Source organism: Antarcticirhabdus aurantiaca (assembly GCF_009765365.1).
Taxonomy (GTDB): Bacteria; Pseudomonadota; Alphaproteobacteria; order Rhizobiales; family Rhizobiaceae; genus Antarcticirhabdus; species Antarcticirhabdus aurantiaca.
This window is the reverse complement of record NZ_VTOM01000009.1, coordinates 148,643-173,290: the sequence shown is the minus strand read 5'-3', so window position 1 is coordinate 173,290 and position 24,648 is coordinate 148,643. Positions and strand designations below refer to the sequence as shown.

Annotated in this window: 26 protein-coding genes; 10 read left to right on the top strand and 16 right to left on the bottom strand. The window is 68.3% G+C overall.

What is annotated here, in order from left to right:
- The first annotated feature begins 190 nt into the window (after positions 1–190).
- Complete coding sequence (gene kynU, locus FZN60_RS13015; RefSeq protein ID WP_158873948.1) at positions 191–1,450, top strand: kynureninase; 1,260 nt, start codon at positions 191–193, stop codon at positions 1,448–1,450.
- Here kynU and FZN60_RS13010 read toward each other — a convergent pair whose 3' ends face one another.
- Both FZN60_RS13010 and FZN60_RS13005 read right to left on the bottom strand, forming a co-directional pair.
- Positions 1,451–3,004, bottom strand: coding sequence for an undecaprenyl-phosphate glucose phosphotransferase (locus tag FZN60_RS13010; protein ID WP_158873904.1), 1,554 nt, complete (start codon positions 3,002–3,004; stop codon positions 1,451–1,453).
- A gap of 143 nt (positions 3,005–3,147) precedes the next feature.
- Positions 3,148–3,699, bottom strand: coding sequence for a polysaccharide biosynthesis/export family protein (locus tag FZN60_RS13005; protein WP_158873903.1), 552 nt, complete (start codon positions 3,697–3,699; stop codon positions 3,148–3,150).
- 265 nt (positions 3,700–3,964) lie between these two features.
- Between FZN60_RS13005 and FZN60_RS13000 the strand changes: the two genes are divergently transcribed.
- A complete protein-coding gene (locus FZN60_RS13000; RefSeq protein ID WP_158873902.1) occupies positions 3,965–5,926 on the top strand; it encodes a hypothetical protein in 1,962 nt (653 codons plus the stop codon).
- Here FZN60_RS13000 and FZN60_RS12995 read toward each other — a convergent pair whose 3' ends face one another.
- Positions 5,927–6,178 carry a DUF2842 domain-containing protein gene (locus FZN60_RS12995; protein ID WP_158873901.1) on the bottom strand — a complete coding sequence of 84 codons (252 nt, stop codon included), beginning with the start codon at positions 6,176–6,178 and terminating at the stop codon, positions 5,927–5,929.
- 160 nt (positions 6,179–6,338) lie between these two features.
- Between FZN60_RS12995 and FZN60_RS12990 the strand changes: the two genes are divergently transcribed.
- Positions 6,339–7,445 carry a COX15/CtaA family protein gene (locus tag FZN60_RS12990; protein WP_158873900.1) on the top strand — a complete coding sequence of 369 codons (1,107 nt, stop codon included), beginning with the start codon at positions 6,339–6,341 and terminating at the stop codon, positions 7,443–7,445.
- A 19-nt stretch (positions 7,446–7,464) separates the two neighbouring features.
- Here the strand turns inward: FZN60_RS12990 and argC are convergent, their stop codons facing one another.
- The 5 genes from argC to FZN60_RS12965 all read right to left on the bottom strand — a co-directional run bounded on the left by argC (position 7,465) and on the right by FZN60_RS12965 (position 11,166).
- The gene (gene argC, locus FZN60_RS12985) at positions 7,465–8,400 is read right to left on the bottom strand and encodes an N-acetyl-gamma-glutamyl-phosphate reductase (RefSeq protein ID WP_158873899.1); all 936 of its coding nucleotides are present in this window, start codon (positions 8,398–8,400) and stop codon (positions 7,465–7,467) included.
- A gap of 36 nt (positions 8,401–8,436) precedes the next feature.
- Positions 8,437–9,411, bottom strand: a complete 975-nt coding sequence (speB, locus tag FZN60_RS12980; RefSeq protein ID WP_158873898.1) for an agmatinase — start codon at positions 9,409–9,411, stop codon at positions 8,437–8,439.
- A gap of 164 nt (positions 9,412–9,575) precedes the next feature.
- Positions 9,576–10,055, bottom strand: a complete 480-nt coding sequence (rpsI, locus tag FZN60_RS12975; RefSeq protein ID WP_158873897.1) for a 30S ribosomal protein S9 — start codon at positions 10,053–10,055, stop codon at positions 9,576–9,578.
- A complete protein-coding gene (gene rplM / locus FZN60_RS12970) occupies positions 10,055–10,519 on the bottom strand; it encodes a 50S ribosomal protein L13 (protein ID WP_158873896.1) in 465 nt (154 codons plus the stop codon). The genes rpsI and rplM overlap by 1 nt, the downstream gene beginning before the upstream one ends.
- A 215-nt stretch (positions 10,520–10,734) precedes the next feature.
- Positions 10,735–11,166, bottom strand: a complete 432-nt coding sequence (locus FZN60_RS12965; protein ID WP_158873895.1) for a PaaI family thioesterase — start codon at positions 11,164–11,166, stop codon at positions 10,735–10,737.
- A 100-nt stretch (positions 11,167–11,266) separates the two neighbouring features.
- Between FZN60_RS12965 and FZN60_RS12960 the strand changes: the two genes are divergently transcribed.
- The 4 genes from FZN60_RS12960 to FZN60_RS12945 all read left to right on the top strand — a co-directional run bounded on the left by FZN60_RS12960 (position 11,267) and on the right by FZN60_RS12945 (position 13,238).
- Entirely contained in the window at positions 11,267–12,085 is an 819-nt protein-coding gene (locus tag FZN60_RS12960; protein ID WP_158873894.1) for an enoyl-CoA hydratase, read from the top strand.
- Entirely contained in the window at positions 12,082–12,615 is a 534-nt protein-coding gene (locus FZN60_RS12955; protein ID WP_158873893.1) for a CoA-binding protein, read from the top strand. Before FZN60_RS12960 ends, FZN60_RS12955 begins: the two co-directional genes overlap by 4 nt.
- 61 nt (positions 12,616–12,676) lie before the next feature.
- The gene (locus tag FZN60_RS12950; protein ID WP_158873892.1) at positions 12,677–12,955 is read left to right on the top strand and encodes a ribbon-helix-helix domain-containing protein; all 279 of its coding nucleotides are present in this window, start codon (positions 12,677–12,679) and stop codon (positions 12,953–12,955) included.
- The gene (locus tag FZN60_RS12945) at positions 12,948–13,238 is read left to right on the top strand and encodes a type II toxin-antitoxin system RelE/ParE family toxin (protein WP_158873891.1); all 291 of its coding nucleotides are present in this window, start codon (positions 12,948–12,950) and stop codon (positions 13,236–13,238) included. The genes FZN60_RS12950 and FZN60_RS12945 overlap by 8 nt, the downstream gene beginning before the upstream one ends.
- Before the next feature lie 13 nt (positions 13,239–13,251).
- Here FZN60_RS12945 and FZN60_RS12940 read toward each other — a convergent pair whose 3' ends face one another.
- The gene (locus tag FZN60_RS12940) at positions 13,252–14,358 is read right to left on the bottom strand and encodes a Gfo/Idh/MocA family protein (RefSeq protein ID WP_158873890.1); all 1,107 of its coding nucleotides are present in this window, start codon (positions 14,356–14,358) and stop codon (positions 13,252–13,254) included.
- Positions 14,359–14,551: 193 nt separating this feature from the next.
- Here FZN60_RS12940 and FZN60_RS12935 point away from each other — a divergent pair, with 193 nt between their 5' ends.
- Both FZN60_RS12935 and FZN60_RS12930 read left to right on the top strand, forming a co-directional pair.
- The gene (locus FZN60_RS12935) at positions 14,552–15,829 is read left to right on the top strand and encodes an O-acetylhomoserine aminocarboxypropyltransferase (RefSeq protein ID WP_158873889.1); all 1,278 of its coding nucleotides are present in this window, start codon (positions 14,552–14,554) and stop codon (positions 15,827–15,829) included.
- A gap of 22 nt (positions 15,830–15,851) precedes the next feature.
- Entirely contained in the window at positions 15,852–16,208 is a 357-nt protein-coding gene (locus FZN60_RS12930) for a cupin domain-containing protein (RefSeq protein ID WP_158873888.1), read from the top strand.
- Here the strand turns inward: FZN60_RS12930 and FZN60_RS12925 are convergent.
- From FZN60_RS12925 to FZN60_RS12910, 4 genes are all read right to left on the bottom strand, one after another.
- A complete protein-coding gene (locus tag FZN60_RS12925; RefSeq protein ID WP_158873887.1) occupies positions 16,198–17,460 on the bottom strand; it encodes a cytochrome P450 in 1,263 nt (420 codons plus the stop codon). The two genes, FZN60_RS12930 and FZN60_RS12925, sit on opposite strands and share 11 nt — an antisense overlap.
- Positions 17,461–17,503: 43 nt before the next feature.
- Positions 17,504–18,226, bottom strand: a complete 723-nt coding sequence (locus tag FZN60_RS12920; RefSeq protein ID WP_158873886.1) for a hypothetical protein — start codon at positions 18,224–18,226, stop codon at positions 17,504–17,506.
- A 179-nt stretch (positions 18,227–18,405) separates the two neighbouring features.
- Positions 18,406–19,446 carry an SOUL family heme-binding protein gene (locus FZN60_RS12915; protein ID WP_158873885.1) on the bottom strand — a complete coding sequence of 347 codons (1,041 nt, stop codon included), beginning with the start codon at positions 19,444–19,446 and terminating at the stop codon, positions 18,406–18,408.
- A gap of 246 nt (positions 19,447–19,692) precedes the next feature.
- Positions 19,693–20,472, bottom strand: coding sequence for a metallophosphoesterase (locus FZN60_RS12910; protein WP_158873884.1), 780 nt, complete (start codon positions 20,470–20,472; stop codon positions 19,693–19,695).
- 125 nt (positions 20,473–20,597) lie between these two features.
- Between FZN60_RS12910 and FZN60_RS12905 the strand changes: the two genes are divergently transcribed.
- Positions 20,598–22,223, top strand: a complete 1,626-nt coding sequence (locus FZN60_RS12905) for a putative bifunctional diguanylate cyclase/phosphodiesterase (RefSeq protein WP_158873883.1) — start codon at positions 20,598–20,600, stop codon at positions 22,221–22,223.
- 3 nt (positions 22,224–22,226) lie between these two features.
- Here the strand turns inward: FZN60_RS12905 and FZN60_RS12900 are convergent, their stop codons facing one another.
- Genes FZN60_RS12900 through trxB form a run of 3 tightly spaced genes read right to left on the bottom strand, consistent with a single transcriptional unit; the run spans position 22,227 to position 24,489 of the window.
- Entirely contained in the window at positions 22,227–22,580 is a 354-nt protein-coding gene (locus tag FZN60_RS12900; protein WP_158873882.1) for a rhodanese-like domain-containing protein, read from the bottom strand.
- Positions 22,581–22,583: 3 nt separating this feature from the next.
- Entirely contained in the window at positions 22,584–23,480 is an 897-nt protein-coding gene (locus FZN60_RS12895; RefSeq protein ID WP_158873881.1) for a LysR family transcriptional regulator, read from the bottom strand.
- 37 nt (positions 23,481–23,517) lie between these two features.
- Positions 23,518–24,489: a thioredoxin-disulfide reductase gene (gene trxB / locus FZN60_RS12890; protein WP_158873880.1), complete on the bottom strand. Its 972-nt coding sequence runs from the start codon at positions 24,487–24,489 to the stop codon at positions 23,518–23,520.
- Positions 24,490–24,648 lie beyond the last annotated feature (159 nt).

Genomic DNA, 24,648 nt, shown 5'->3' with positions numbered 1-24,648 from the left:
GCCGACGAGGCGCGGGGAAGCGCCGGGCTCGCCGGCACTCCTGAACCTAGCGCGAGGCTTGACCTTCGACAGCGCGAGCGCCGAAGAATTCATCACCTGTTCATTCTTCGCGCATGTGGAAGCGGGGCCGCCACCCTGCTAGTGCCGCGCGCAGACGTGGATGACGACCCGAGGAGCACGAGGAATGCCGATGGATCACCTGGAACCCCGCTCGCGCAGCCGTGACGAGGCCCTGGCGCGCGACGCGGCCGATCCGCTGCGGCACCTTCGCGAGCGCTTCGAACTGCCGGACGGCGTGGTCTATCTCGACGGCAATTCACTCGGCGCGCTGCCGCGTGCGGCGAAAGACCGCGTCGCCGCCACCGTGTCCCGGGAATGGGGTCGGGGCCTGATCGGCTCCTGGAACGAGGCCGGCTGGGTGGACCTCCCGGCCCGCGTCGGGGCGAAGATCGGTCGGCTCGTCGGCGCCGAGGACGGTTCGCTCGTCGCGACCGACTCGACCTCGGTGAACCTCTTCAAGGTCCTCGCCGCGGCCCTCGCGCTCGCTCCCGGACGCCGGGGCGTCGTCTCGGAGGCGTCGAACTTCCCGACCGACCTCTACATGGTGGAGGGCCTCGCGGCGCTTGCCGGGCAGGGGCACGAGCTGCGTCTCGCCCAGGATCCCGAGCATATCGAGGCGATGCTGGACGGGGACGTCGCCGTCCTCATGCTCACCCACGTCAACTATCGCACCGGCCGGATGCACGACATGGCCGCGCTGACCAAGGCGGCGCAGGAGCGCGGCATCCTGACGGTCTGGGATCTCGCCCATTCCGCCGGCGCGGTGCCGGTCGACCTCGCGGACGCTCGGGCCGACTTCGCCGTCGGCTGCGGCTACAAGTACCTCAACGGCGGTCCAGGCGCTCCGGCCTTCCTGTACGTCTCGCCGCGCCACTGGGCGCGCGCCGCTCAGCCTCTGTCCGGCTGGTTCGGCCACGCCGCACCCTTCCGCTTCGACGTCGGCTACGCGCCGGCCGAGGGCGTGCGGCGCTTCCTCACCGGCACGCCCTCGGTGATCGGCATGAGCGCGCTGGACGCGGCCCTCGACGTCTGGGACGACGTCGAGATGGCGCGCCTAAGAGAGAAGTCGGTGGCGCTGTGCGAGGCCTTCATCGAGGGCGTCGAGGCGCGTTGCGCCGGCCTCGGCCTGACGCTCGCCTCGCCGCGCGAGGCCCATCGCCGCGGCAGCCAAGTCTCCTTCACGCACGAGGCGGCCTATGCCGTCATGCAGGCGCTGATCGAGCGCGGCGTCGTCGGCGACTTCCGGGCGCCCGACATCCTGCGCTTCGGCTTCACGCCGCTCTACACGCGCTTCGTCGACGTCGCCGACGCGGTGGAGGTGCTGCGCGACGTCCTGGAAAGCCGCGCCTACGAGGCCGAGCGCTTCCAGGCGCGGCGTGCCGTCACCTGATCAATAGGCATTCTGCGAGCGCAGGAGGCTGATCGGGGTCATGGCCAGGATGTAGAGGTCGAAGAGGATCGACCAGTTCTCGATATAGAAGAGATCGTGGTCGAAGCGCTGCTTGAGCTTCACCGGCTCGTCGATCTCGCCGCGCCAGCCCTTGATCTGCGCGTAGCCCGTGATGCCGGGCTTGACCTTGTGGCGGCCGAAATAGCCTTCGACGATCTCGACGAAGGCCTCGTTGCCGCTCGACATGGCGTGGACGGCGTGGGGGCGGGGGCCGACCAGCGACAGCTCGCCGCGCAAGACGTTGAAGAGCTGCGGCAGCTCGTCGATCGAAGTCTTGCGGATGAAGCGGCCGACGCGCGTGACGCGGCGGTCGCCCTTCGTGACGATCGAGCGCGCCAACGGGTCCGACATCGCGTGATGCAGCGACCGGAACTTGAAGACGTCGATGATCTGGTTGTTGAAGCCGTGGCGCTTCTGCCGGAAGAAGACCGGCCCCGGGCTGTCGAGCTTCACCGCCAGGGCGGTCGCCAGCATCACCGGCGACAGGATAATGAGCGCCAGCGACGCGATCGTCACGTCGAGCACCCGCTTGGCCACCCAGTCCCAGTCCGCCAGCGGCTTGTCCAGGACGTCGAGGAAGGGCACCGAGCCGATGAAGGAGTAGGAGCGCGGGCGAAACCGCATGTGCGACGAATGCGCCGACAGGCGGATGTCGAGCGGCAGCACCCAAAGGTCCTTCAGGAGTTCGAGCAGCCGCCGCTCGGCCGACAGGGGCAAGGTGACGATCAGCATGTCGATCTTGGCGACGCGCGCGAACTCGACGAGTTCCTTGATCGTGCCGAGCTTGGGATAGCCGGCGACGATCGGCGGCGAGCGCCGGTCGTTGCGATCGTCGAAGATGCCGCAGATCCGGATGTCGCTCTCGGGCTGCGATTCGAGCGATCGGATCAGCGTTTCGGCGTTCGTGCCCCCGCCGACGATCACGGCGCGGCGCTCCATGACGCCGTTTCGCGCCCAGCGGCGGATACGGAAGGCGAGGACGATGCGGGCGGCCGCGAGGGCGACGAAGCCGGACACGAACCAGGAGCCGAGCCAGATGCGCGAGAAGGTGTCCTGCTGCTTCAAGAAGAAGATGCAGAGCGTCATGAGGGCGAGCACCCCGCCCCAGGCGGTCGCGAGCCGCATCAGCTGACGCCCGGTCGAGCGCAGCATCGCGACCTGGTAGCCGTCGAGAAAGCCGAGAACCAGCACCAGAGCGCTCGCGCCGAGCAGCGTCAGCAGTCCGTAGTGCAGGGCGAGGCTGTAGTGCATCCCGACGATCCCGGCATAAAGGCCGAGACCGAGCGTCACCAGGATCGCGAATTCGCTCCCGCGCCAGATGCCGCCGAGGAGGCGAGCCGTCAGGAAGCTCGTCTGGAACTGCCGCGCCGCGACGGCGGCCAATTCGTTGAGGGCGCCCGGCGCGGCCGAGGATGAGCTGTCCTTGACGCCTGCTGCCGGGAAGGCCGCGACGAGGTTGGTCGGCAGATCCTGATCCGATGACGGCTTTCGCATGGCTTCTCGCTCGTCGTCCTGCTGGCAAGGTGCCCGCACGGTCGGCGACGGCTCGATGTCTTCGCCGTGGCAGGTCCCTCGGCGTGAATTACGATGGCAGCGTTAGGAAAGCCTCATTGGGGCGCTAACGATCGGAAACAGGCTTAAAAGAAGCTTTCCCGAACGTAGATCGTATCGCCCGGCAGGATCGGGTCCGAGGCGAGCACCCGGCCCGTGAGAACCCGGCCACCGACGCGCCGGGTGATGTCGACGCTTTCCTGCTCGGCCCGCGGGCTATAGCCGCCGGCGATCGCGACCGCGTTCTGCGCGGTCATGCCGGGAACGTAGGTGTACTGGCCCCCGGTGTTGACCTCGCCCATGATGAAGAAGGGCCGATAGGTGTCGACTTCGGCGGCGACGTCGGGATCGCGCAGGAAGCCGTCGCGAAGCCGCTGCGCGATGTCGGACTCCAGCTGCTTGGTGGTGCGTCCGCGGGCCGGGACCGACCCGATCAGGGGAACCGACACGTAGCCCGCCTTGTCGACGGCGTAACTGTTCGTCAGGCTTTCCTGCTCGAAGACGGTGATGCGGACGCGGTCTCCCGAATCGAGCCGGTAGGGCGCGTTCAGGGCCTCGTTGAACACGGGCCCGACCGGCTTGTAGCTGGAACAGCCGGCCAGCATCGAGAAGATCGCGAAGGCCGCGACGATCCGCATGGGTTCCGTCCTTCGATGTGTTTATCACCCGTCTGTATTCAATTAGGGTTAACCTAGGGTTAAACGTGCTCTACCGCGGCTTTCGCTTGCCCGAGTGCCGTCCTCCCGCCACCTTTTGCGGGCCGGAAGGACGTCTCGGTGCGCGTGCCGATACGCTGCGCCGCGGAACGGGCGAGGAGACGAACGATCAATGGTTGTAAAGGGGCGACCCGGAAGGGCTCGGAGCCCGCGCCGGCCGGCGCGCGGCCGTGCCGCGCGTTGGGCGTTGCTCCTGGCCTCGACGGCGATCTTCGCCGGCACCGGCTACGGCTGGGCACGCTACGTCGTCCCGACCTATCGTGCCACGAGCTTCGTCGTCGTGCCGCCCGCCGCCGAGAATGCAGCCAGCGTCGAGTCGGTCCTCTCGGACCTCGAAACGGGCGAGTCGCTCGCCGCGGCGGCGGCGTCCCTGCCGCCCCGGGTCTCGACCGTTCTCGCGGGGGACGACGAGGCCGATCGGTCGACCGACGTCGAGCGGCTGGCCCGCGGCCTGAGCCTGGAGGCGGAGGCGGGCGCGCCGATCGTTGCCGTGTCCTTCCGTCACCGCGACCCGGCAGTCGCGGAAGCCGTCGTGAACGCGGTCGCCGCGAGCTTCGTCGCGCGGACCGAGCCGGCCCTCACCCAGTCCATTCAGCGGCCGCCGCCGATGTCCGAGCCCGACCCGGTCGAGCCCGAGCGCGCCGCCCTCGAGGCAGAAGTGCTGGCCCGCCGCGCCGATCTCGCGAAGGCCGAAGCCGATCTCGTAGCCTTGGGAGCGCCTCCGACACCCGCCGTGGCACAAGCACCAGGCGCCTCGGCCGCAGCGGTCGAAAGACTGGAAGCGACGCGCAGCGCCCGCGCGCAGGCTCGCCGCGCTCTCGGCGCGCTGGAAGCGCGGCAATCCGCCATCGCAAGGGTCCGCAGCGGGCGCCCCGTCGATCCCGGTGTTCTACCCGCCGATCTGCGCGCCGCGGTGTCTCGGCGAAACGCGGTGCGCGCCGAGGCAGAGGCGCTGGCCGAGACCTACGGCGACAACCATCCGCGTCTCAGGCGAGGGCGCGAGGACGCAGCCGAAGCGCAAGCCGCGCTCGGCGCGGCGCTCGACCGGGCCGAGCGCATCCTCTCGGCCGAACTGTCGCGCGGACGTCAGGCCCTCGCCGAACTGGATGCGCGCGAGCGCCGCGAGGCTTCGAGCCTTTCTGCGGCGAGCGCGCCCGCGCCCGTGCCCGATCCGCAGGCCGAGCGTCGGGCTGCGCTCGATACGGCCGTCGGGGAGGCTCGCTCCGCGCTCGACGACGCGCTTGGGCGCTGGGAGGCGAGCCGAACGGCTTCGGTTCCCGCCGCTGCGCCACAAGTCGTTGCGCCCGAAGCGCCGATTGCCGGCGACAGGCCGCGCCTGATGTTCACGGAGGCCGCGCGGCCCGAGGAGCCGGAGGAGCGTCCGATCCTGATCTCGACCGCGGGCTTCGGGCTGGCGGGCTTCTTCGGGGGCCTCCTGCCCTTCCTGTTTCGGCGACGACGCGCAGACCCGAAGCTCTGGGATGACGCCTCCGCGCTTTCCGACCCGATCGCGACCGACGACGTGCCGACCGAAGAGGCCGAGGTCGCGCCCCCGGCCTCGACCCGAGCGCCTTCGTCCGCTTCTCCGCGCGTCGAGGAGCTGGCCGAAGCGGTCGTCGCGAGCCGGATGACGCGGCTCCTCGTCTTCGGCACCAGCCCCGAGGACGGCGCGGAAGCGGCGGTCGCGCTTGTTCGGCATCTCGCCGAGCGCGACGGATCGGCCGTTCTCGTCGACCTGACCGAGGAGAGCGGGGCCGCAACGCTGATGGGCCGCCCGCATCCCTCGCCGGGCTTGACCGATTACGTGGAAGGCCGATGCGAAATCGCCGACCTCATCCATCCGGACACGGCGAGTTCCGCCCACTTCGTGTCCGCGGGCGAGACCTTTGACGTTCGCCTGCTGCAGGCCGCGCCTTCGAAACTCGTCACGCTGATGCAGGCGCTGGAGGCGTCGTACGGCTGCGTCGTGCTTCATCTCGACGAGCCGGGCCCCCGCATCCTCGGCACGCTGATGCACGAGGACGCCGCCCTGATCGTCGCGGCCCAGCTCGATGACAGCCTGCTCGTCGCCGATCTCACCGACCGCTTGGCGGATGCGGGCGCCGGCGACGCGATCGTCCTGTGGCTCGATCCTCCGGTCCAGGCCTGATCAGACCCGGCGCTGGCGCTCGGTCCGGGCGCGCGCTTCGGCCTCGGCGCGGCTCGGGGTCTCCATCCACTTGATGAGGAACATCGCCGGCACCACCCAGAGGAGGCCGGTGACGAGGAAGTAAAGGAGATGGACCCAGCCGCTCGCTTCCGCGAGGGTCGCGGTCGCCACGGCCATCGCCACCAGGGCGTAGAACAGCACCAGGACGATCAGGATCACCGTCCCGATCAGCTTCTTGAGGCGCGTCGGCATGAAGCCCGCCCTCCTTGTCTCGAGAATCGTCGCCTTGTCTTATGGCGATTGCCGCACCGGGGCGCCAGACGCGCGGACGCCATGCCGCGCCTGCGGCACCACGGTCCTTGATCGACGTGCCGAATTCGGGTTCTAGGAACCGGTCTGGAGAAGGCCGTCGATGAGCATCATGTATTATTCAGCCGATGTCGCTCCGCGCCGAGCGAGCCCGCGCGAAATCAATCGCTTCGCCGTCCGCCTCTGGCTCTGGTTCGTCGCGCTGATGGTGGTGGCCCTGGTCGTCGTCGGCGGCGCGACGCGCCTCACGGAATCCGGCCTGTCGATCACCGAATGGAAGCCGATCCACGGCGTCATCCCGCCGCTCTCGGCCGCCGAGTGGCAGGAGGAGTTCGACCTCTACCGCCAGATCCCGCAATATCAGCAGATCAATCGCGGGATGAGCCTGTCGGAGTTCCAGACCATCTTCTGGTGGGAATGGGCGCACCGCTTCCTAGCCCGCGCCGTCGGGGTCGCCTTCGCGCTGCCGCTCGCCTTCTTCTGGCTGACGGGGCGGCTCGAGTCGTTTCTCAAGCCGCGGCTTCTCGGCATCCTCGCGCTCGGCGCCCTCCAGGGCGGCATCGGCTGGTGGATGGTGGCGAGCGGGCTCGTCGAGCGCACCGACGTCAGCCAGTACCGCCTCGCGGTGCACCTGATCGTCGCCTGCCTGATCCTGAGCTCGATCGTCTGGGTGGCGCGCGGGCTTACCCCGCAGCCGCTCGAAGCGCCGCCCTCGCGCGGCTCGATCGCGGCCTCGCTGGTTCTCGTCGCGCTGTGCTTCCTGCAGATCTATCTCGGCGGCATCGTCGCGGGGCTGAATGCGGGCCTCATCTACAACACGTGGCCGCTGATGGAGGGGCAGCTCGTCCCGAACGGGCTGTGGTCCATGCAGCCCTGGTGGCTGAACCCGTTCGAGAACTACATGACGGCGCAGTTCCTGCATCGCCTCGGCGCCTATGTCCTGCTCGCCGCGACAGTGATCCACTGCATCGCCGCCTATGTCCAGGCGCCGGAGACGAGCCATGCGCGGCGCTCGGCGATCCTCGTCGGCCTCGTTCTCGTCCAGGCCGCGATCGGCATCACCACGCTGCTGCTCGTCGTGCCGATCGGCTGGGGCATCGCCCACCAGGCGGGCGCGGTCGTGGTCCTGATCTATGCCGTCGCCCACGCCCGTTCGATGAAGGGCGAGTATTCCGAAAGCGGGCGCACGCCCGCCTCCATCCTCGGCTGAGCTGCCCGGAGCGCCGTCTTCAGCGGCGCTCCGCCCCGATCATCAGGTCGAGGTTCTGCACGGCCGCGCCCGAGGCGCCCTTGCCCAGATTGTCGTAGACCGCGACAAGAAGGGCCTGCGCCCGGTTGTCGTTGGCGAAGACATGCAGCGTCATGCCGTCCGTGTCGCGGTGGCTCTCCGGATCGAGCGAGGCCACGCGGTCCGTCGCTTCAAAGGGCGCGACGGACACGACGCCGCCGGGCAGGCCGGCGAAGTGGTCGGCGATCGCCGCGTGGAGCTCCGCGCCCTTCGGCACCCGGGCCAGCGTGCCGAGCTGGAGCGGCACCACCGTCACCATGCCCTGCGCGAAATTGCCGACGGCCGGCTGCATCAACGGGTCGCGGGAAAGGCCCGCATAGGTCTTCAGCTCCGGAATGTGCTTGTGCTTCAGGCCGAGCGCATAGGGGAGGAATTCCGGCGCATCGTCGCCCTTCGCCTCGTACTCCTCGATCATCTGCCGCCCGCCGCCGGAATAGCCGGAGATGCCGTTGAAGGTGACGGGATAGTCGGCGGGCAGGAGACCGGCGCGGATCAGCGGGCGCAGGAGCGCGATCGGGCCCTGCGGCCAGCAGCCGGGATTGGCGACGAACTGCGCGTTCGACACCGCCGCGAACTGCCCGGCGTCGATCTCCGGGAAGCCGTAGGTCCAGCCTTCGGCCGTGCGGTGCGCGGTCGAGGCGTCGATGACGCGCGTGCCGGCATCGCCGATGAGCTGGACGCTCTCTCTGGCCGCGTCGTCGGGGAGGCAGAGGATCGCGACGTCGGCGGCCTGCAGGTACTCCTGCCGCGCCTCGCGCTCCTTGCGCCGCTCGGTCGGGATCGAGATGACCTCGATGTCGTCTCGCCCCGCCAGCCGGTTGCGGATCTGGAGGCCGGTCGTGCCGTGCTCGCCGTCGATGAAGATCTTGGGTCTCATGGGCCTTGGGCTTTCGTGCGGAGGGGCAGGCAGGGCTCAGCCGGCTGCGCGCCGGCTCTTCTTCTCGGACAGGATACCGAGGACGTACATGGCGACGCTCGACGCGGCGATCGCCGTCACGTCGGCATGGTCGTAGGCGGGTGCGACCTCGACGACGTCGGCGCCGACGATCTCGGCGTTCTTCAGGTGGCGAAGGACGGCGAGCATCTTGGCGCTCGACGGCCCGCCCGCCACCGGCGTGCCCGTGCCCGGCGCGAAGGCGGGGTCGAGGCAGTCGATGTCGAAGGACAGGTAGACGTTGGTGCCGTGCGTGCGCTCGTAGATGCGCTTGGCGATATCGACGGCGCTCATCTCCTCCACCTCGTAACCGTGCAGGATGGCGATGCCGCAATCCTCCGGCGCGTGCGTGCGGATGCCGACCTGGATCGAGGTCGCGGGATCGATCAGCCCGGCCTCGACCGCCGCCTTGGTGAAGGAGCCGTGGTCGACGCGCACCGAGCCGTCCGCCCCGCGCGCCACGGGCCAGGTGTCCTGGTGCGCGTCGAACTGAACGAGGCTCATGCGGCCGTGGCGGGCATGATGCGCCTGGAGAAGCGGGAAGGCGATCGAATGATCGCCGCCCAGCGTGAGCAGGAAGCCCGTCTTGGCGAGGAGCGCCTCGGCGTCGGCGCGGATCGTCTCGTGGGCCGCTTCCGGCAGGCGGTAGTCGAGCCGGCAGTCGCCGTAGTCGACGACGGAGAAGGCCTCGAAGAGGTCGGTGTGGAAGGGGTACTGCGGATCGTTGTCGAAGATCGCCGAGGCCCGACGGATCGCCTGCGGCCCGAAGCGCGCGCCCGAACGGTTCGACACGGCGGAATCGAACGGCACGCCCCAGACGGTGGCATCGGTGCCGGCCACGTCCTTGGTGAAGCGTCGCCGCATGAAGGAGAGGGCGCCGGCATAGGTCGGATCGCCGGCGGCGCCGGTGATCTCCGTCGCGGTGAAGGCGTGGTCGATGCCGCTCTCGGCCATGGCCTGTTCATCCTCTCGCTGGCGCGTCGCCGCTCCTCAGCTAGCGCCGCTGCATGACAGTTCGATGTTGTTCCACGATGCGAAAAAGGCCGCGCGGGGGATGCCCGCACGGCCCTTGTCTGTTTCGCGAAGCGGTGGCGACCCGGGCGGGCCGCCGGCCCGGATCAGCGCTTCGAGAACTGGAAGGAGCGGCGGGCCTTGGCCTTGCCGTACTTCTTGCGCTCGACGGTACGCGAGTCGCGGGTCAGGAAGCCGCCCTTCTTCAGGACGGCGCGCAGGCCCGGCTCGTAGTGGGTGAGGGCGCGGCTGATGCCATGGCGCACGGCGCCCGCCTGGCCCGACAGGCCGCCGCCGACGACGGTGGCGATGATGTCGAACTGACCGTTACGGTCGGCGGCGACGATCGGCTGCTGGAGCACCATCTGGAGGACCGGCCGCGCGAAGTAGGCGGAGAAGTCCTTGTCGTTGACGGTGATCTTGCCGGTACCCGGCTTCACCCAGACGCGGGCGACCGCGTCCTTGCGGCGGCCAGTCGCGTAGGCGCGGCCGAACTGGTCGAGCTTCTGGACGTGAACCGGAGCATCGGACTCCGGCGCGGCGCCGGCCGAGGTCAGGGCGGACTGCAGCGAAGAGAGCTGGGACATCAGGCGGCCCTCGCATTCTTGGAATTCATCGAGCGCACGTCGAGCGTCTCGGGGGTCTGAGCCGTGTGCGGGTGCTCGGCGCCGGCATAGACGCGCAGGTTCTTGAGCTGCTGGCGGCCGAGGGGGCCGCGGGGCAGCATGCGCTCGACGGCCTTCTCGACGACGCGCTCCGGGAAGCGGCCTTCCAGAATCTCGCGCGCCTTGCGCTCCTTGATGCCGCCGGCATAGCCGGTGTGCCAGTAGTAGGTCTTGTTCTGGTACTTCTTGCCCGTGAACACGACCTTGTCGGCGTTGACGATGATGATGTTATCGCCGTCGTCGATGTGGGGCGTGAAGGTGGGCTTGTGCTTGCCGCGAAGGCGAAGCGCAACGATGGAGGCGAGGCGACCGACGACGAGACCCTCGGCGTCGATGACGACCCACTTCTTCTCCACCGTCTCGTTCTTCTGCGAGAAGGTCTTCATGAACTGGTCCGGTGCGTTTGATGTCCGGCGCGGATCGGCGGCCGGGGCCATCGTCGCGCAACAAAGAGCGGCATCGCGCCGCCGTTCGATGGCGGTGCTGTAGCGGCCAGGACTCGCCATGTCAACACGAAGTGCGAGCTACAACTCTTCTCAAAGGCCTGTATCGCAAGGCTTTGGAGCAGTGCGGTATCATAATACCGGAACGCGGTATCCAGTTACCGTAGTCGCGGCGGGATGGAGTACGTTGCCGTCGCGTGCGCGACGACGTCGCCGTCCGCGCCGTTGGTGATCGAGATTTCCGTCACCGCGAGCCGTGCGCCGAGCTTCAGGATGCGAGCCTGCGCGAAAAGCGGGCCGGGCAGGGGCTTCCTCAGGAAGTTGATCGAGAGGTTCGTCGTGACGGCGAGCGCGACAGGACCGATATGGGCGAGGATCGCGACATAGGCGGCGACGTCGGCGAGGGCGAAGAGCGTCGGACCCGACACGGTGCCGCCCGGCCGCAGGTGTCGCTCGGCCGCGTCGAGGCGCATCGTCGCCGAGCCCGGCGCGACCGACACGACGTGGAAGGCCTTGCCGCCGTCGTTCACCTGCGGAAAGTCGCTGGCGAGGAAGCTCTCCAGCGACGCCACGTCCATCACCGGCTGCATCCGTTGGCACCCCCGCCTCGCCCCGACAACTATCCGGCTAGCACGAGGCGGAGCGCGGCGGTACATCGAAAGCCGAGGCGCCGGCGTAGGAGGAACGAGCATGGCCGACATCCTGGAACTGCCGCAGGCCGGCACGCACCCGATCGCGGTCCAGCGCGGCGAGCATGCCCACCGCATCGTTCTGTCGAGCCCGCCCGCCAACGCGCTTTCCGTCGCCATGATGGACGCGCTGATGGCGGCGCTCGCCGAAGCGGCGGCGGACCGCGACTGCCGCGTCGTCGTGATCGCAGCCTCCGGCAAGCTCTTCTCGGCCGGCCACGATCTCAAGGAGATCACCGCGCATCGCGGCGATCCCGATCGCGGCCGCGCCTTCTTCGAGACCACCATGCGGCGCTGCGCCGAGCTGATGCAGGCGATCGTACGCCACCCCAGGCCGGTGATCGCCGAGATCGCCGGTCTCGCCACCGCGGCCGGATGCCAGCTGGTCGCCAGCTGCGACCTCGCCATCGCGTCGGAGGAGGCCGCCTTCTGCACGCCCGGCGTCAATATCGGCCTGTTCTGCTCGACACCCATGGTCGCGCTCTCGCGCAACCTGTCGAACAAGCACGCGATGGAGATGCTCCTGACCGGCGAGACGATCGACGCCCGCACCGCCCGCGACTTCGGTCTCGTCAACCGCGTGGTGCCTCCGGAATATCTCGGCACCGTGGTCGGCAAGTACGTGCGCACCATCGCCTCGAAGTCGGCCGCGACGGTGAAGATCGGCAAGGAGGCCTTCTACCGCCAGGCGGAGATGGGGCTCGCCGACGCCTACGACTATGCGGCTTCCGTCATGGTCGAGAACATGCTGGCGCGCGACGCGGAAGAGGGCATCGGCGCGTTCCTCGGCAAGCGCAAGCCGGAATGGACGCACGAATGAGCCCCGAGCGCCTTGCCTATGCCGACGCCGATATCCGCCGCATCCTCGACGAGACGAAGACAGTGGCGCTCGTCGGCGCGAGCGCCAAGGAGGTGCGGCCGAGCTTCTTCGTGCTGAAGTACCTCATCGCCAAGGGCTACACGGTGTTCCCCGTCAATCCTGGCCTCGCCGGCCAGGAGATCCTTGGGCGCACTTGCTATCCGAGCCTCGCGGCGATCCCCGAGCCGATCGACATGGTCGACATCTTCCGCTCCTCCGACGCCGTGCCCGGCATCGTGGACGAAGCACTCGCGCTCGACCCCAAGCCGAAGGTGATCTGGATGCAGCTGACCGTGCGCCACGACGAAGCGGCGCGGCGCGCGGAGGAAGCGGGCCTGACCGTCGTCATGGATCGCTGTCCCAAGATCGAATACGCCCGCCTCTCCGGCGAGATCGGCTGGAACGGCGTCAACTCGCGCGTGCTCTCGTCGAAGAAGCCGGTGATGCGCGCCGGCTTCCAGAGCTTGGGACTGAACCCGCGGCGGGGGTGATGGCGGCGTCGCGCCTCGGGCTGCTCCTATATTAGATTCCAAACATCCGAGAGGACAAGCGATGGCGACCTTAACCATTACGATCTCCGACGGGCTGGCCGACTGGATCGAGGGGCGCGTGCAGGCTGGGGATTACGCGAGCGCGAACCATTATCTTGCGGTTCTGGTGGCCAATGATCGCCAGAAACCTTCAAGCCAATCTTCTGCCCCGCTGTCGATCGACGATCTTCGCCGCATCGTGGATGACGCGGAGGCCAGCGGAATCAGCGACCGGAATATCGCGGACATCGTCGCCGAGGGTGATCGGATCGCTCGCGAGCGCGGCATCTTTCGTGACTAGCTTTTCGCTATCAGGACGCGTCGATCGCGAACTCCTCGATATCTATCTGAGCGGCATCGAACTCTTCGGTCGACGGCAGGCTCTGCGCTACATCGAAGAGTTGGAGCGCGTCTTTGGCCTGCTTGCCGAAAACCCACGCATGGGACGGGCCGCGCCGACAATCGGGACGAATGTGCGGCGGCACGAGCATGCCGCCCACATCATCCTGTATCGCGTAGAGCCATCAGGCGTTCGGGTGCTCGCCCTGGTCGCTGCCGGAAACGTCGAGGATCTGCACGCCTGACGACCGATCCGCCTCACCCTATGGGCACGTCCGTGTTCACGAAGTCCGGCACCTTCGCCAGCGGGAACTCGCGCTTCTGGTCCGCTACCGGACGGCGCCGGCGCTCGCGCGGCTCGAGCTTCTGCGTGTCGCCCGTCTCGAGCGCGCGCTCCACGGCCTCCAGGACCACGACGTCGAGGGTGCCTTCCTCGCCGTTCGGCTCGGGCTCGCGATCGTTGAGGATGCAGTCGGAGAAGTAGGCGGTCTCGCCGGCGAACTGGTCGACGACGGGTGCCTCGTGCTCGCTCTCGTTCCCGTCCTTGTCGGTGAGGGTGTAGGTGGTGGCCGTGCCCTCGCCGAAGCCGAAGGCGGGCGAGCAGCGCGCCGTCCCGTCCGTGCCGATCACCCGGAACTCGTCGATGTCGGCGCCGGAATAGCTGACGGTGAAGCTCGCGAGACGTTCGCCCGGAAACTCCAGCGTCACCGCGACCGTGTCGTCGAAGCCGAAATCGCGGCCGCCCCTCGTGCCGACGGCGCGCACGCTCACCGGCTCGGCACCGAAGAGGTTGCGCGCGGCGTTGATCGGATAGGTGCCCATGTCCGGCACAGGGCCGGCCCAGTAGCCGCTCTTGGCGCGGTGGTTGGAGCCCTTGACGTTTTGGGAAAAGTCTGAGGAGAAGAAGAGCGGCTTGCCGACCGCGCCGTCGCGGATCGCCTGGAGGAGGGCAAGCGTGCCCGGCTCGCAATGCAGGCGATAGGCGATCATCAGCTTGGCACCGGACGCTTTCGCGGCGTCCTCGATCGCCTGGGCGTCGGCGACCGAACACTCCATCGGCTTTTCCAGGAGGACGTGGATGCCGGCCTTGAGGGCCGGCTCGGCGAACTCGCGGTGACGAAAGTTCGGCGTCGCGATGTAGACCGCATCGACCGTGCCGGATGCGAGGAGCTTGTCGTAGTCCTCGTATCGGTAGCTCGCGAGGTCGTACTTCTTCGCCAACGCGTCGGCCTTGATCGGGTCGCCCGTGACGAGCGCCGTCATCACGGAGTTCTCGGTCTGGCCGACGCCCGGCATGAAGGCGCCCTGGCTGATCCAGCCGCCGCCCACCACGGCGTAGCGCACGCGTCCCTGATTGTCGGGCATGTTCAAACTGATCCCTGCTGTTCGTCGAACTCTGCGGCCAATGCGCGGGGCGGGCGATCGTTGCGCATCCGGTCCGGCGGCGGCTTCCGCAAAGGGGATTTTCCGCCGGCGAGCCGCTTTTCGACCGGCTCATGCCTTTTTTCCCGCGGCCGGGGATGCAAACCTCCCGCGGCAATTCCGGAGGAGTCGACCGATGAGCAATCCCCGTTTCGAAACCCTGGCGATCCATGCCGGCGCGCAGCCGGACCCCGCGACGGGCGCGCGGGCGACGCCGATCTACCAGACGACGTCCTTCGTGTTCGACGACGTCGACCACGCCGCCTCGCTCTTCGGGCTCCAGCAGTTCGGCAACATCTACACCCGCATCATGAACCCGACGCAGGCCGTGCTCGAGGAGCGCGTCGCCGCGCTTGAGGGCGGCACCGCGGCGCTGGCGGTGGCGAGCGGGCACGCCGCGCAGATGATCGTCTTCCACGCGCTGCTCTCGCCCGGCGACGCCTTCGTGGCCTCGCGCAAGCTCTATGGCGGCTCGATCAACCAGTTCGGCCACTCCTTCAAGTCCTTCGGCTGGGAGGTGCAGTGGGCCGATCCCGCCGATCTCTCGACCTTCGAGGCGGCGATCACCGACAAGACCAAGGCGATCTTCATCGAGTCGATCGCCAATCCCGGCGGCATCGTCTGCGACATCGCCGGCATTGCCGAGATCGCGCATCGGCACGGCCTGCCGCTGATCGTCGACAACACGCTGGCAACGCCGTACCTCTGCCGTCCGATCGAGCACGGGGCGGACGTCGTCGTCGGTTCGCTGACGAAGTTCATGGGCGGGCACGGCAACTCGATGGGCGGCGTCATCGTCGACGGCGGCACTTTCGACTGGTCGGCGAGCGACCGCTATCCCGTGCTCTCCAAGCTGCGGCCGGAATATAACGGCATCGTCCTCCACGAGACCTTCGGCAACTTCGCCTTCGCCATCGCCTGCCGGGTCCTCGGTTTGCGCGATCTCGGGCCGTCGATCTCACCCTTCAACGCCTTCATGATCCTGACCGGCATCGAGACGCTGCCGCTCCGCATGCAGAAGCACTGCGACAACGCGCTGGCCGTCGCGCAGTACCTGTTAGGGCACGAGAAGGTCGGATGGGTGTCCTATGCCGGCCTGCCGTCCGATTCGAACCACGCGCTGATGCAGCGCTATGCGCCGAAGGGCGCCGGCGCCGTCATGACCTTCGGCCTCAAGGGCGGCTACGACGCCGGCGTCGCCTTCGTGCAGGGGCTCGAGCTCTTCTCGCACCTCGCCAACATCGGCGACACGCGCTCGCTGGTGATCCATCCGGCCTCGACCACCCACAAGCAGCTCGCCGACGAGCAGAAGAAGAGCGCCGGCGCCGGGCCCGACGTGGTGCGCCTGTCGATCGGCATCGAGAGCGTCGAGGACATCATCGCCGACCTCGAACAGGCTCTCGCCAAGACCTGAGGGACGACGAGGAGCCGCCGCGATGAGCGAGATCGACAGCCTCTGGGCCCGGATCGAGGCCGCCGGCATCGAGCCGGAAATTGGCGGCCCGGCGCCGGACCGGATCGTGTCCGGCCGGCCGGTCACCCGCACCTGGACCATCGAGGAGACGAGTGACGGCCTTTACGCCGGCATCTGGGAAGCCGACGAGGGCGAGTGGCAGGTCGACTATTCGGAGTGGGAGTTCTTCCACATCCTCGACGGCGTCTCCGTTCTGACCGCCGAGGGCGGCGAGGCGGTGACGCTGTCCGCCGGCGACGGCTTCGTGATCCGTCCCGGCTTCAAGGGCACGTGGCGCGTCGTCTCGCCGACGCGCAAGCACTTCGTCGTCAAGGTTTGACGGGGTCGAACCGGACGTCGAGCCGGTCGAGCCCGCGGAAGTGCCACGTGTCGCGCACGGACAGGGGACCGGCGAGGGCGAGGCCCGAAAGCCGCTCGAAGAGGCGGCGCAGCGCCACGCGCATCTCCAGTCGGGCGAGCGGGGCGCCGACGCAGAAGTGGATGCCGCCGCCGAAGGAGACGTGCGGGTTCGGCGCGCGCGCCGGATCGAAGCGGTGCGGCTCCACGAAGACCGTGGGGTCGCGGTTCGCCGCGCCGAGAAGAAGCGCGATCTCCTCGCCGCGCGCGAGCGTCACCCCTTCCACCTCGACCTCCTCAAGCGCGGTTCGGCGAAACAAATGGAGCGGCGTGTCGAAGCGCAGCGCTTCTTCGACGAGGCGGTCGGCCGAGGCGTCGTCGGCGAGCAGGGCGCCCGCATCGATGTCGTGGGAGAGGATCGCGGCGACGGCGTTGCCGATGGCGTGCACCGTCGCCTCGTGGCCGGCGTTGAGCAGGAGCACGAGCGTCGAGACCATCTCGTCGGCCGACAACCGGCCGTCCTCGCTCTCGGCTGCGATCAGGGTCGAGACGAGGTCGGCCCCGGGCCGCCGCCGCTTCTCCTCGATCGCGTCGCGCAGATAGGCCGAGAAGTCGCGGGCAGCCGCTTCCGCCGCGTCCTCGTCCGAGCGCGTGCGGCCGAAGCGGTACATGGCGACCATCGCGTGCGACCAGGCGAGCAGCCGGTCGGAAACCGACTCGCCGACGCCGATCAGGCGCGCGATGACGCGAACCGGCAGCTGGTTGGCGAAGGTCGCGACGAGATCCGCCTCGCCATCGGCCGCGAACGCGTCGATGAGATCGTCGGCGATGGTCCGGATCGTGCCTTCCATCGCCTCGACGCGGCGCGACACGAAGGCCTTGGTGACGAGGGCCCGCAGCCGCGTGTGGGTCGGCGGTTCGAGTTCGAGGAGGGAGTTGGATTCCAACGCGTAGAAGGCCGAGACGTGGGATGGCTGCGCCGAATGGTCGGCGCGGCCGAGAGCGTCCGCCGGCAGGATGCGGCCGAAGCGGCGAACGCGCAGCAGCTTCGACACGGCCTCCTGCCGCCACGTGACGCGCAGCCTGCCCTCCCGCCAGACCGCGGTGCCGCGGCCGCTCGCATGGAGGGCGGCATAAGTCGGGTAGGGATCCTCGAAGAAGGCGGGCTCGCGCGGGTCGAGGCGGAGGTCGTCGCCGTCGAGGGCGAAGCCGGATGGCAGAGCGGATGATGTCATTCCCCGTCTATGCGGCGGGGCGACCGGGCCCTGCAAGCGCCTCTCAGCAGGTCTTGCCGACATGGACGCGGCGCAGGCCCTCGCCATGCGCCTTGACGAGGACGCGGCGCGAGCGCGTTTCGTAGACCGCCGGCACGAGGCGCGGGACGCGTACCTCCGGCCGGACGAGATAGCGCTCTTCCACCCAGTCGATCTGCGGCAGCACGGTCTGCGCGCGCGTGCCGGGGGCTTGGACGAGCACCTGGCTCGTCACCGTGGCGCGCTGCTCCGGCTGGTATTCCGTCCAGCTGCGGCCGGCCTCGACGAGCACCTTGCGGGTGCGCTGCTCGTAGCGGGCCGGATATTCCACCCGGCACTTCACGCGTTTGCCGTCGATGATCCGCCATTCCCAGACCACCCGCGCCGGAGACACCTCGACCGTCTCGGCCACCTCGGCATAGCGCGGCGCGGCGTGGCGGCGCACGGTGCGGCTCGGGGCGAGAACCACCTCGCGCTGCTGCGTGCCGAAGACGGCCTGTACGTCGTAGAGTTCGGTGCGCTGCGGCTGCATCACGACCTGCCGCGCGCGGGTTCCGTACTGCGCGGGCACGATGTCGTAGGCGACGGTCTCCGGGCGTACGAGCACCTTCTCGGTGATCGTCTTGTAGACGGGACCGGTGCGGACCGGCTCGTAGCAGGCCACGCCGTTCCGGCCTGCGGAAAAGGCTGGCCCGCAGGCGATGAGAAGCGTCGCGGCTGCCGTCAGCCCTGCCGTGAAGCGCTTCATGTCCCGATTCTCCCGTCCGACGATCAGCTGGAAGAATGGCCGGGGCGTGCCTTAAGTTTCAAGGACTTTTGGAAGTCGATTGATGGATGATTAACGGGCGAATTTAAGTCGAAATGAAAAAAAAGCGGAGATCCCGCAAGGAACCTCCGCCCTTTTCTATCACTCACTCCGTTCCGCGATCAGCGCTCGATCTCGATCAGGATCTCGTTGCGCTTCAGGAAGCCCGGCGTCCAGGGCGGGTTGTAGAAGGCGTATTCCGGATCGCCCTTCTGCTTCAGGTTCTCGTCGGCGAGGTAGTTGTAGAGCGTCATCAGCTGCTTGCTCGCCGCCGTGGCGCTGAAGTTGCCGGAGAAGCGGATCGCCGCGACCCGCTTGGACGGGATCTCCTTCAAGGCCACGTCGCTCGTGGATGGCTCGGGAAGCGTCGCCTTGGTGTACTTCTTCGGCATGATGAAGCGGATCGCCCAGCCCTTGGTGCGCCCGTCGCTCTCGGAGAGCTGCTGGAGCACCGGCGTCGTCATGTTGATCTTCTTGCCGGCGCGGTTGCGCGCGAAGATGTAGTCGGCCAGCGTGTTGAAGCCGGCGGTCCGCGCCTTCTCGTGATAGCCGCTCTTCACGGTCTCGGCCACGATCATCGCGTCGTAGTCGCGGATCTCGATGGCGCCGTCGCGCCGGACCGTCTCGTAATCCGGCTCCTCCGAATGCTCCTGCACCTTCTTGGTGACGAACCAGGCCGCGCCGACGACGAGAACCGTGCCGCCGAGGATCAGCGCCGTGGTCGCGCCCGGGCGATCGCGGAGGTAATCGATGCCGCGCTGAGCCTCCATGCCGCGCCGGAAGCTCAGGTGCCGCGGCAGGCGCCAGTCGGGAAGGTGGCTGCGAACGTCCTCGAGATAGGGACGGGCGTCCGGGATCTGGGCACGGGCGGCGACGGCCCGCGCGCGCGCGGCGCTCGAGAGTTCGGCCAACTCGTCGCGCGCGTCGCCCCACGAGGGCAGGGACAGGCCGGACAGGAAGCCCGGCAGGTGCCGCTCGGCCCAGGACGGCTGCGCGTAGAGGCTCGGCAGGTTGCGCGACACGGCGCGGCGCGCCCGCTCCAGCCGTGACGGCCGCGGATTGATGCGCTCGACGATCTGCTCTTCGAGATCGCCCAGGCGCTCGGTGAGGTCGGATAGCGCGTCGGACAGCCGATCATAGGCGGAAGGCTTGTCGCGGAACATTCTCTGCACCCTTATCGTGAAACTCATGCGCGCGGGATCAAGAGCACGCTTCGGGCAGGGAATTGGAACAGACGTCCGAAACGTCGAGACGGCCAAGGAATTTAGCCGACGTCCGGGGGCGGACGCATCGCCTTTTGCCCTAACGCAACTTTTGCATTGCCGGTGAATTAACCAGCATCAGGTTTTTCGTGGCCTGATACTCCAGCCAAATTTGGGACGGTCTTCGGACCGTCCGCTTTTTGGGCTTCAGCGATCGAGAACGGTGCCGAGGCCGCGGTCGAGCCGGCGCGGCTCGATCGGCCGAACCTTTCCGCTTCCTTTCGCCGTGGCGGCGAAGATGGGTGGGCAGGTTCCGAAGGGCGGCGGCCAAGCCGCCGCCGTGAGGACGCCCGTCGTGGCGGCTCCGGTATCCAGACTGATGCGATTCTCGGTCACCGTTGGGCGCGCAGGCTTCTGCGGCGTGTGTCCGTGAACGACGACGTGGCCGAGCGGTCCGACATGGTCGAGAAACGGACGGCGGATCCAGAGGAACTGGTCCTCGCCCTGATCGGCCAGCGAGCGGCCCGGCTCGATCCCGGCATGGACGAAGAGGTGGCCGTTGCGCCGCTCGTAAAGCGAGGCCTGGGCGAGAAGGCGGCGATGCGACGGGTGCCGGAGCGCGATCTCCTCGGCGGCCCGGCGCGGATCGTCGAGGTCGAAGCCGTAGGACTGGAGCGCCTCGGCGCCGCCCTGGCCGAACCAGTGCTCCACGCGGTCCGCGTCCCGCATCGCGCCGTCGACGAAGTCGAGGAACCAGCGGTCGTGATTGCCAAGGAGAAGCTTCGAGCCCGGCCATCGTGCCAGGGTCTCGACGGCGAGGTCGAGCGCGCCCCTCGTATCCGGGCCGCGATCGACGAGGTCGCCGAGAATGTAGAGAATCGGACGGGACTCGTACTCGACAGCGGTTCTCTCAACCCAGGCGAGTGTCTGCGCCAGCAGGCGTGACTCGCCATGCACGTCGCCGATCGCGAACACCATTTCGTCCATGCCGCCCTCGTCTGGTCTCGTACCGGGCGACGTCAATCACAAGAACCGGAGGAGCGCGGCGCCAGTTAATCAGCATTCAACACAATTCCGCCAAGCTGCTTATGGTTGCATCCGAGGGGCCGTCGATGCCGAAGAGATGGGTTGGAGCCGACGTGCTGACGCGCGGCCGCGCCAAGTGGCAGGCATTGCCCGGCGCGAGCTACGCGCTTGCGGGCGGCACGCTCGGAGCCGTGTTCTGCGCCAGCGGCATCTTCGCCGACATGGAATTCCGTCGCTGGACGGGAAGCGATCCCAGCTTGGTGGCGACCTTCTCCTCCACGCTGATGCACGCGCTGGCTTTGACCTCGCCCTTCGTCGTCGGCCGCATCTTCCTCGAGATCGGTCGGCACCAGATGGCGATGCGCGAGCAGCTGCAGCGCACCGCCGAGGGCGAGAGCCGGGTGCGCGAGCAGGCGCTCCACGACCCGATGACGGGCCTCTTCAACCGCACCTATCTCGTCTCGAACCTGGAGGAGGGGCTCGCCACCGGCGAGTGGCGCCGCCGCGGCGCCTTTCTCTTCATGTTCGACCTCAACGACTTCAAGCACGTGAACGACACGTTCGGCCATCGCGCCGGCGACGTCGTGTTGACGACGGTCGCCGCGCGGCTCCGCGAGGCCTGCAAGGGCGACGACTTCGCCGTGCGGCTGGGCGGCGACGAATTCACGATCGTCCACTTCTCGGAAGAGTGGGCGTGCTCGCCCGCGCGCTTTGCGGAAGAGCTGATCGCGGCCATTGGCCAGGACATTCCCTTCGACGGGCTGGTGCTCAACGTCGGCACCAGCATCGGCATCTCGCGCATCGGCGTCGACGCCAACAACTGGTCGGACGTGATCATCGCGGCCGATCTCGCGCTCTACGAGGCCAAGCAGGAGAGCGTCAGCGCGTATCGCCTGTTCACGCCGAGCCTGCGGCAGACCCGCGAATCGGCGGCGGCGGCTGAAGTGCAGATGAAGCGCGGGCTCGACCGGGACGAATTCGAACTCCACTACCAGCCGATCTACGGCACGAAGTCGGGCGCGATCCGCTCCTTCGAGGCCCTGGTGCGCTGGAACCATCCGGAGCGCGGACTGGTGCCGCCGTCGGAGTTCATCCCGCTCGCCGAAACCTCGGGCTTCATCGTCCAGCTCGGCCGCCGCGTCCTGCGCGACGCCTGCCGTGCGGCGGCCGACTGGCCCAAGCCCATCGGCGTCGCGGTCAACCTGTCGGCCGTGCAGTTCAAGGATCTGCGGCTCGTCCACCACGTCCGTGAGGCGATCGAGGAGAGCGGGCTCGCCCCGGGCCGGCTGGACCTGGAAATCACCGAATCGGTGCTCCTGGAGCACAGCCCGCGGCTTTTGAAGACGATCGAGGAACTGCGCGCGCTCGGCGTGCGCATCACGATGGACGATTTCGGCACGGGCTTTTCGTCGCTCAACAACCTGCGGCGCATCCGCTTCGACCGGATCAAGATCGACCGCTGCTTCACCCGCGAGCTGACCGCGGAGGACAGCGACGCCGAGATCGTCCGCACGATCGTGCGGCTGTCGCGGACGCTGAAGATGGAAACCGTGCTCGAAGGCGTGGAAACCGAACACCAGCTCGAATTCGCCCGAAGCGAGGGCATGACCGAGGTGCAGGGCTTCCTCTACGCCAAACCGATGCGCGCGTCCGAGATCGCCGGCTATCTCGACCAGCGGCGCATCGAGCCCGATGCCGCGCTCAGCGCCTGAGCCTCAGTCCTCGACGGGCAGCGCGGCCTGAGCCCAGGCGTTGAAACCGCCCTGCATGTTGACGATCCGACCGATGCCGGCTTCCGCCGCCGCACCCGCGGCGCGCGCGGAGCGCGCGCCTGCGGCGCAGTAGAAGACGACGGTCTTGTCGCCGTCGAGGACGCTCTCGCGCAGCGGGCTGCCCGCCGCCAGCGCTTCCGGGATCTGACCGAGCGGGATGGCGACCGCGCCGGGAATCTTGCCCGTCGCTTCCAGCTCGTGCGGCTCGCGCACGTCAACGATCACCGTTTCGGGATCGCCGAGCAGCGGCTCCACCTCATCGACCGTCATGGTGCGGAAGGCAGGGGAGGACGTCATGGCTCAGAAGCTCCAGGTGCGGGCCTTCGCGATCAGGAAGTCGCGGAAGACCTTCAGCTTGGCGGCGCCCCGCATCTGTTCGGGGTAGCAGAGGTAGGTGTCGAAGGTCGGCAGCTCGATCTCCGGCAGAAGCTGCACCAGACGCGAGCGCTTGTCGATCATGTAATCGGGCAGCAGCGCCACGCCGATGCCGCTCTCGATGGCCGAGCGGATCGACATGAGATTGTTGATCTGGAGGATCGGGCTGCGGTTCTGGCCGTCCGGCAGGCCGATGGTTTCCAGCGTGTTGAGGTTGCGCAGGTAGTTCGGCGCGGGCTCGCCGAAGGTGATGATGCGATGGTGGTCGAGGTCTTCCGCCGTTTCCGGCTTGCCGAAGCGCTGGATGTAGCTCGCCGAGGCGTAGACGTGGAGGTGCACGGTGAACAGCCGGCGCTGGATGAGGTCCGGCTGCTGCGGCTGGCGCAGGCGGATCGCCGCGTCCGCTTTGCGCATGGTGAGGTCGATTTCCTCGTTGTCGAAGACGAGCTGCAGCTCGACCTCGGGATAAAGCTCGAGGAATTCGGTCGCGCGCTCGGTCAGCCAGCCCGATCCCAGGCCGACGGTCGTCGTGACGCGCAGCTTGCCGGTCGGCTTCTCCTGGGTTTCGGAGAGCTGCATCCGCACGGCTTCGAGCCGCTTGAACACGTCGCTCGCCGTCTGGAACAGGAGCTCGCCCTGTTCGGACAGGACGAGGCCGCGCGCATGGCGATGGAAGAGCGGCGCGCCGAGCTCCTGCTCGAGCGCCGCCACCTGACGGCTGATCGCCGACTGGCTGAGGTTCAGCGCGTCGGCCGCGTGCGTGAAGGAGCCGGCTTCGGCCGCCGCGTGGAAGATCCGCAGCCTGTCCCAGTCGAGCGCCATGTTCCGCTAGTTCCCCGCTTGCCTTAGACGGATGCGCTTATTCCGCAGCCTGCCGCTGCTCCTCGAGCCCCTGCGCCGCCAGCCACTTCTCGGCCTCCAGCGCCGCCATGCAGCCGAGCCCCGCGGCGGTCACGGCCTGCCGGTAGACGTCGTCCGCGACGTCGCCCGCGGCGAAGACGCCCTCGATCGAGGTGCGCGCAGAGCCCGGCTCGACCCAGAGGTAGCCGGACGGCTTCTGCCTGAGCTGGCCGGTGAAGAGCTCGACGGCCGGAGTGTGGCCGATGGCGACGAAGACGCCGTCGGTCGCCAGCTCCCGCGTCTCGCCGGTGCGCGTGTCCTTCAACCGGACGCCGGTGACCGACTTGAAGGGCTCGGTCTTGCCGAGAACCTCGTCGACCTCGGCGTTCCAGATCACCGACACGTTGTCCTTGGCCAGCAGCCGGTTCTGGAGGATCCGCTCGGCGCGCAGGTCTCCGCGGCGGTGAACGAGCGTCACCGACTTCGCGATGTGGGCGAGGTAGAGCGCCTCCTCGACGGCGGTGTTGCCGCCGCCGACCACCACCACGTCCTTGTTGCGGTAGAAGAAGCCGTCGCAGGTGGCGCAGGCCGACACGCCGAAGCCCTGGAAGAAGGCTTCGCTCGGCAGGCCCAGCCAGCGCGCCTGGGCGCCCGTCGCCACGATCAGCGCGTCGCAGGTGTAGACGGTCCCCGAATCGCCGGTGAGGCGGAAGGGGTGGACGTTCAGCTCCGCCTTGACGATGAGGTCGCCGACGATCTCGGTGCCGACGTGGATCGCCTGCGCCTTCATCTGCTCCATGAGCCAGGGGCCCTGGATCGGATCGGCGAAGCCCGGATAATTCTCGACGTCCGTCGTGATCGTCAGCTGGCCGCCTTCCTGGAGGCCGGAGACGAGGATCGGCTTCAGCATGGCGCGCGCGGCGTAGATCGCCGCGGTGTAGCCGGCCGGCCCAGAGCCGAGGATCAGGATCTGCGCGTGGCGTTCGGTCATAACTGTCGCTCGCTGATGACGTCGCCTCGCAGATGGCGAGCGCGGCAGCATCGATCAATAGACGAGGCGTTGCACAGCCGCAACGCGGCTCGCCCGTCCGGCGCGATTGAAGCGGCGCTGAGTCGGGGATAAGACCCGCGGCTGCGGACGGCATCGGCG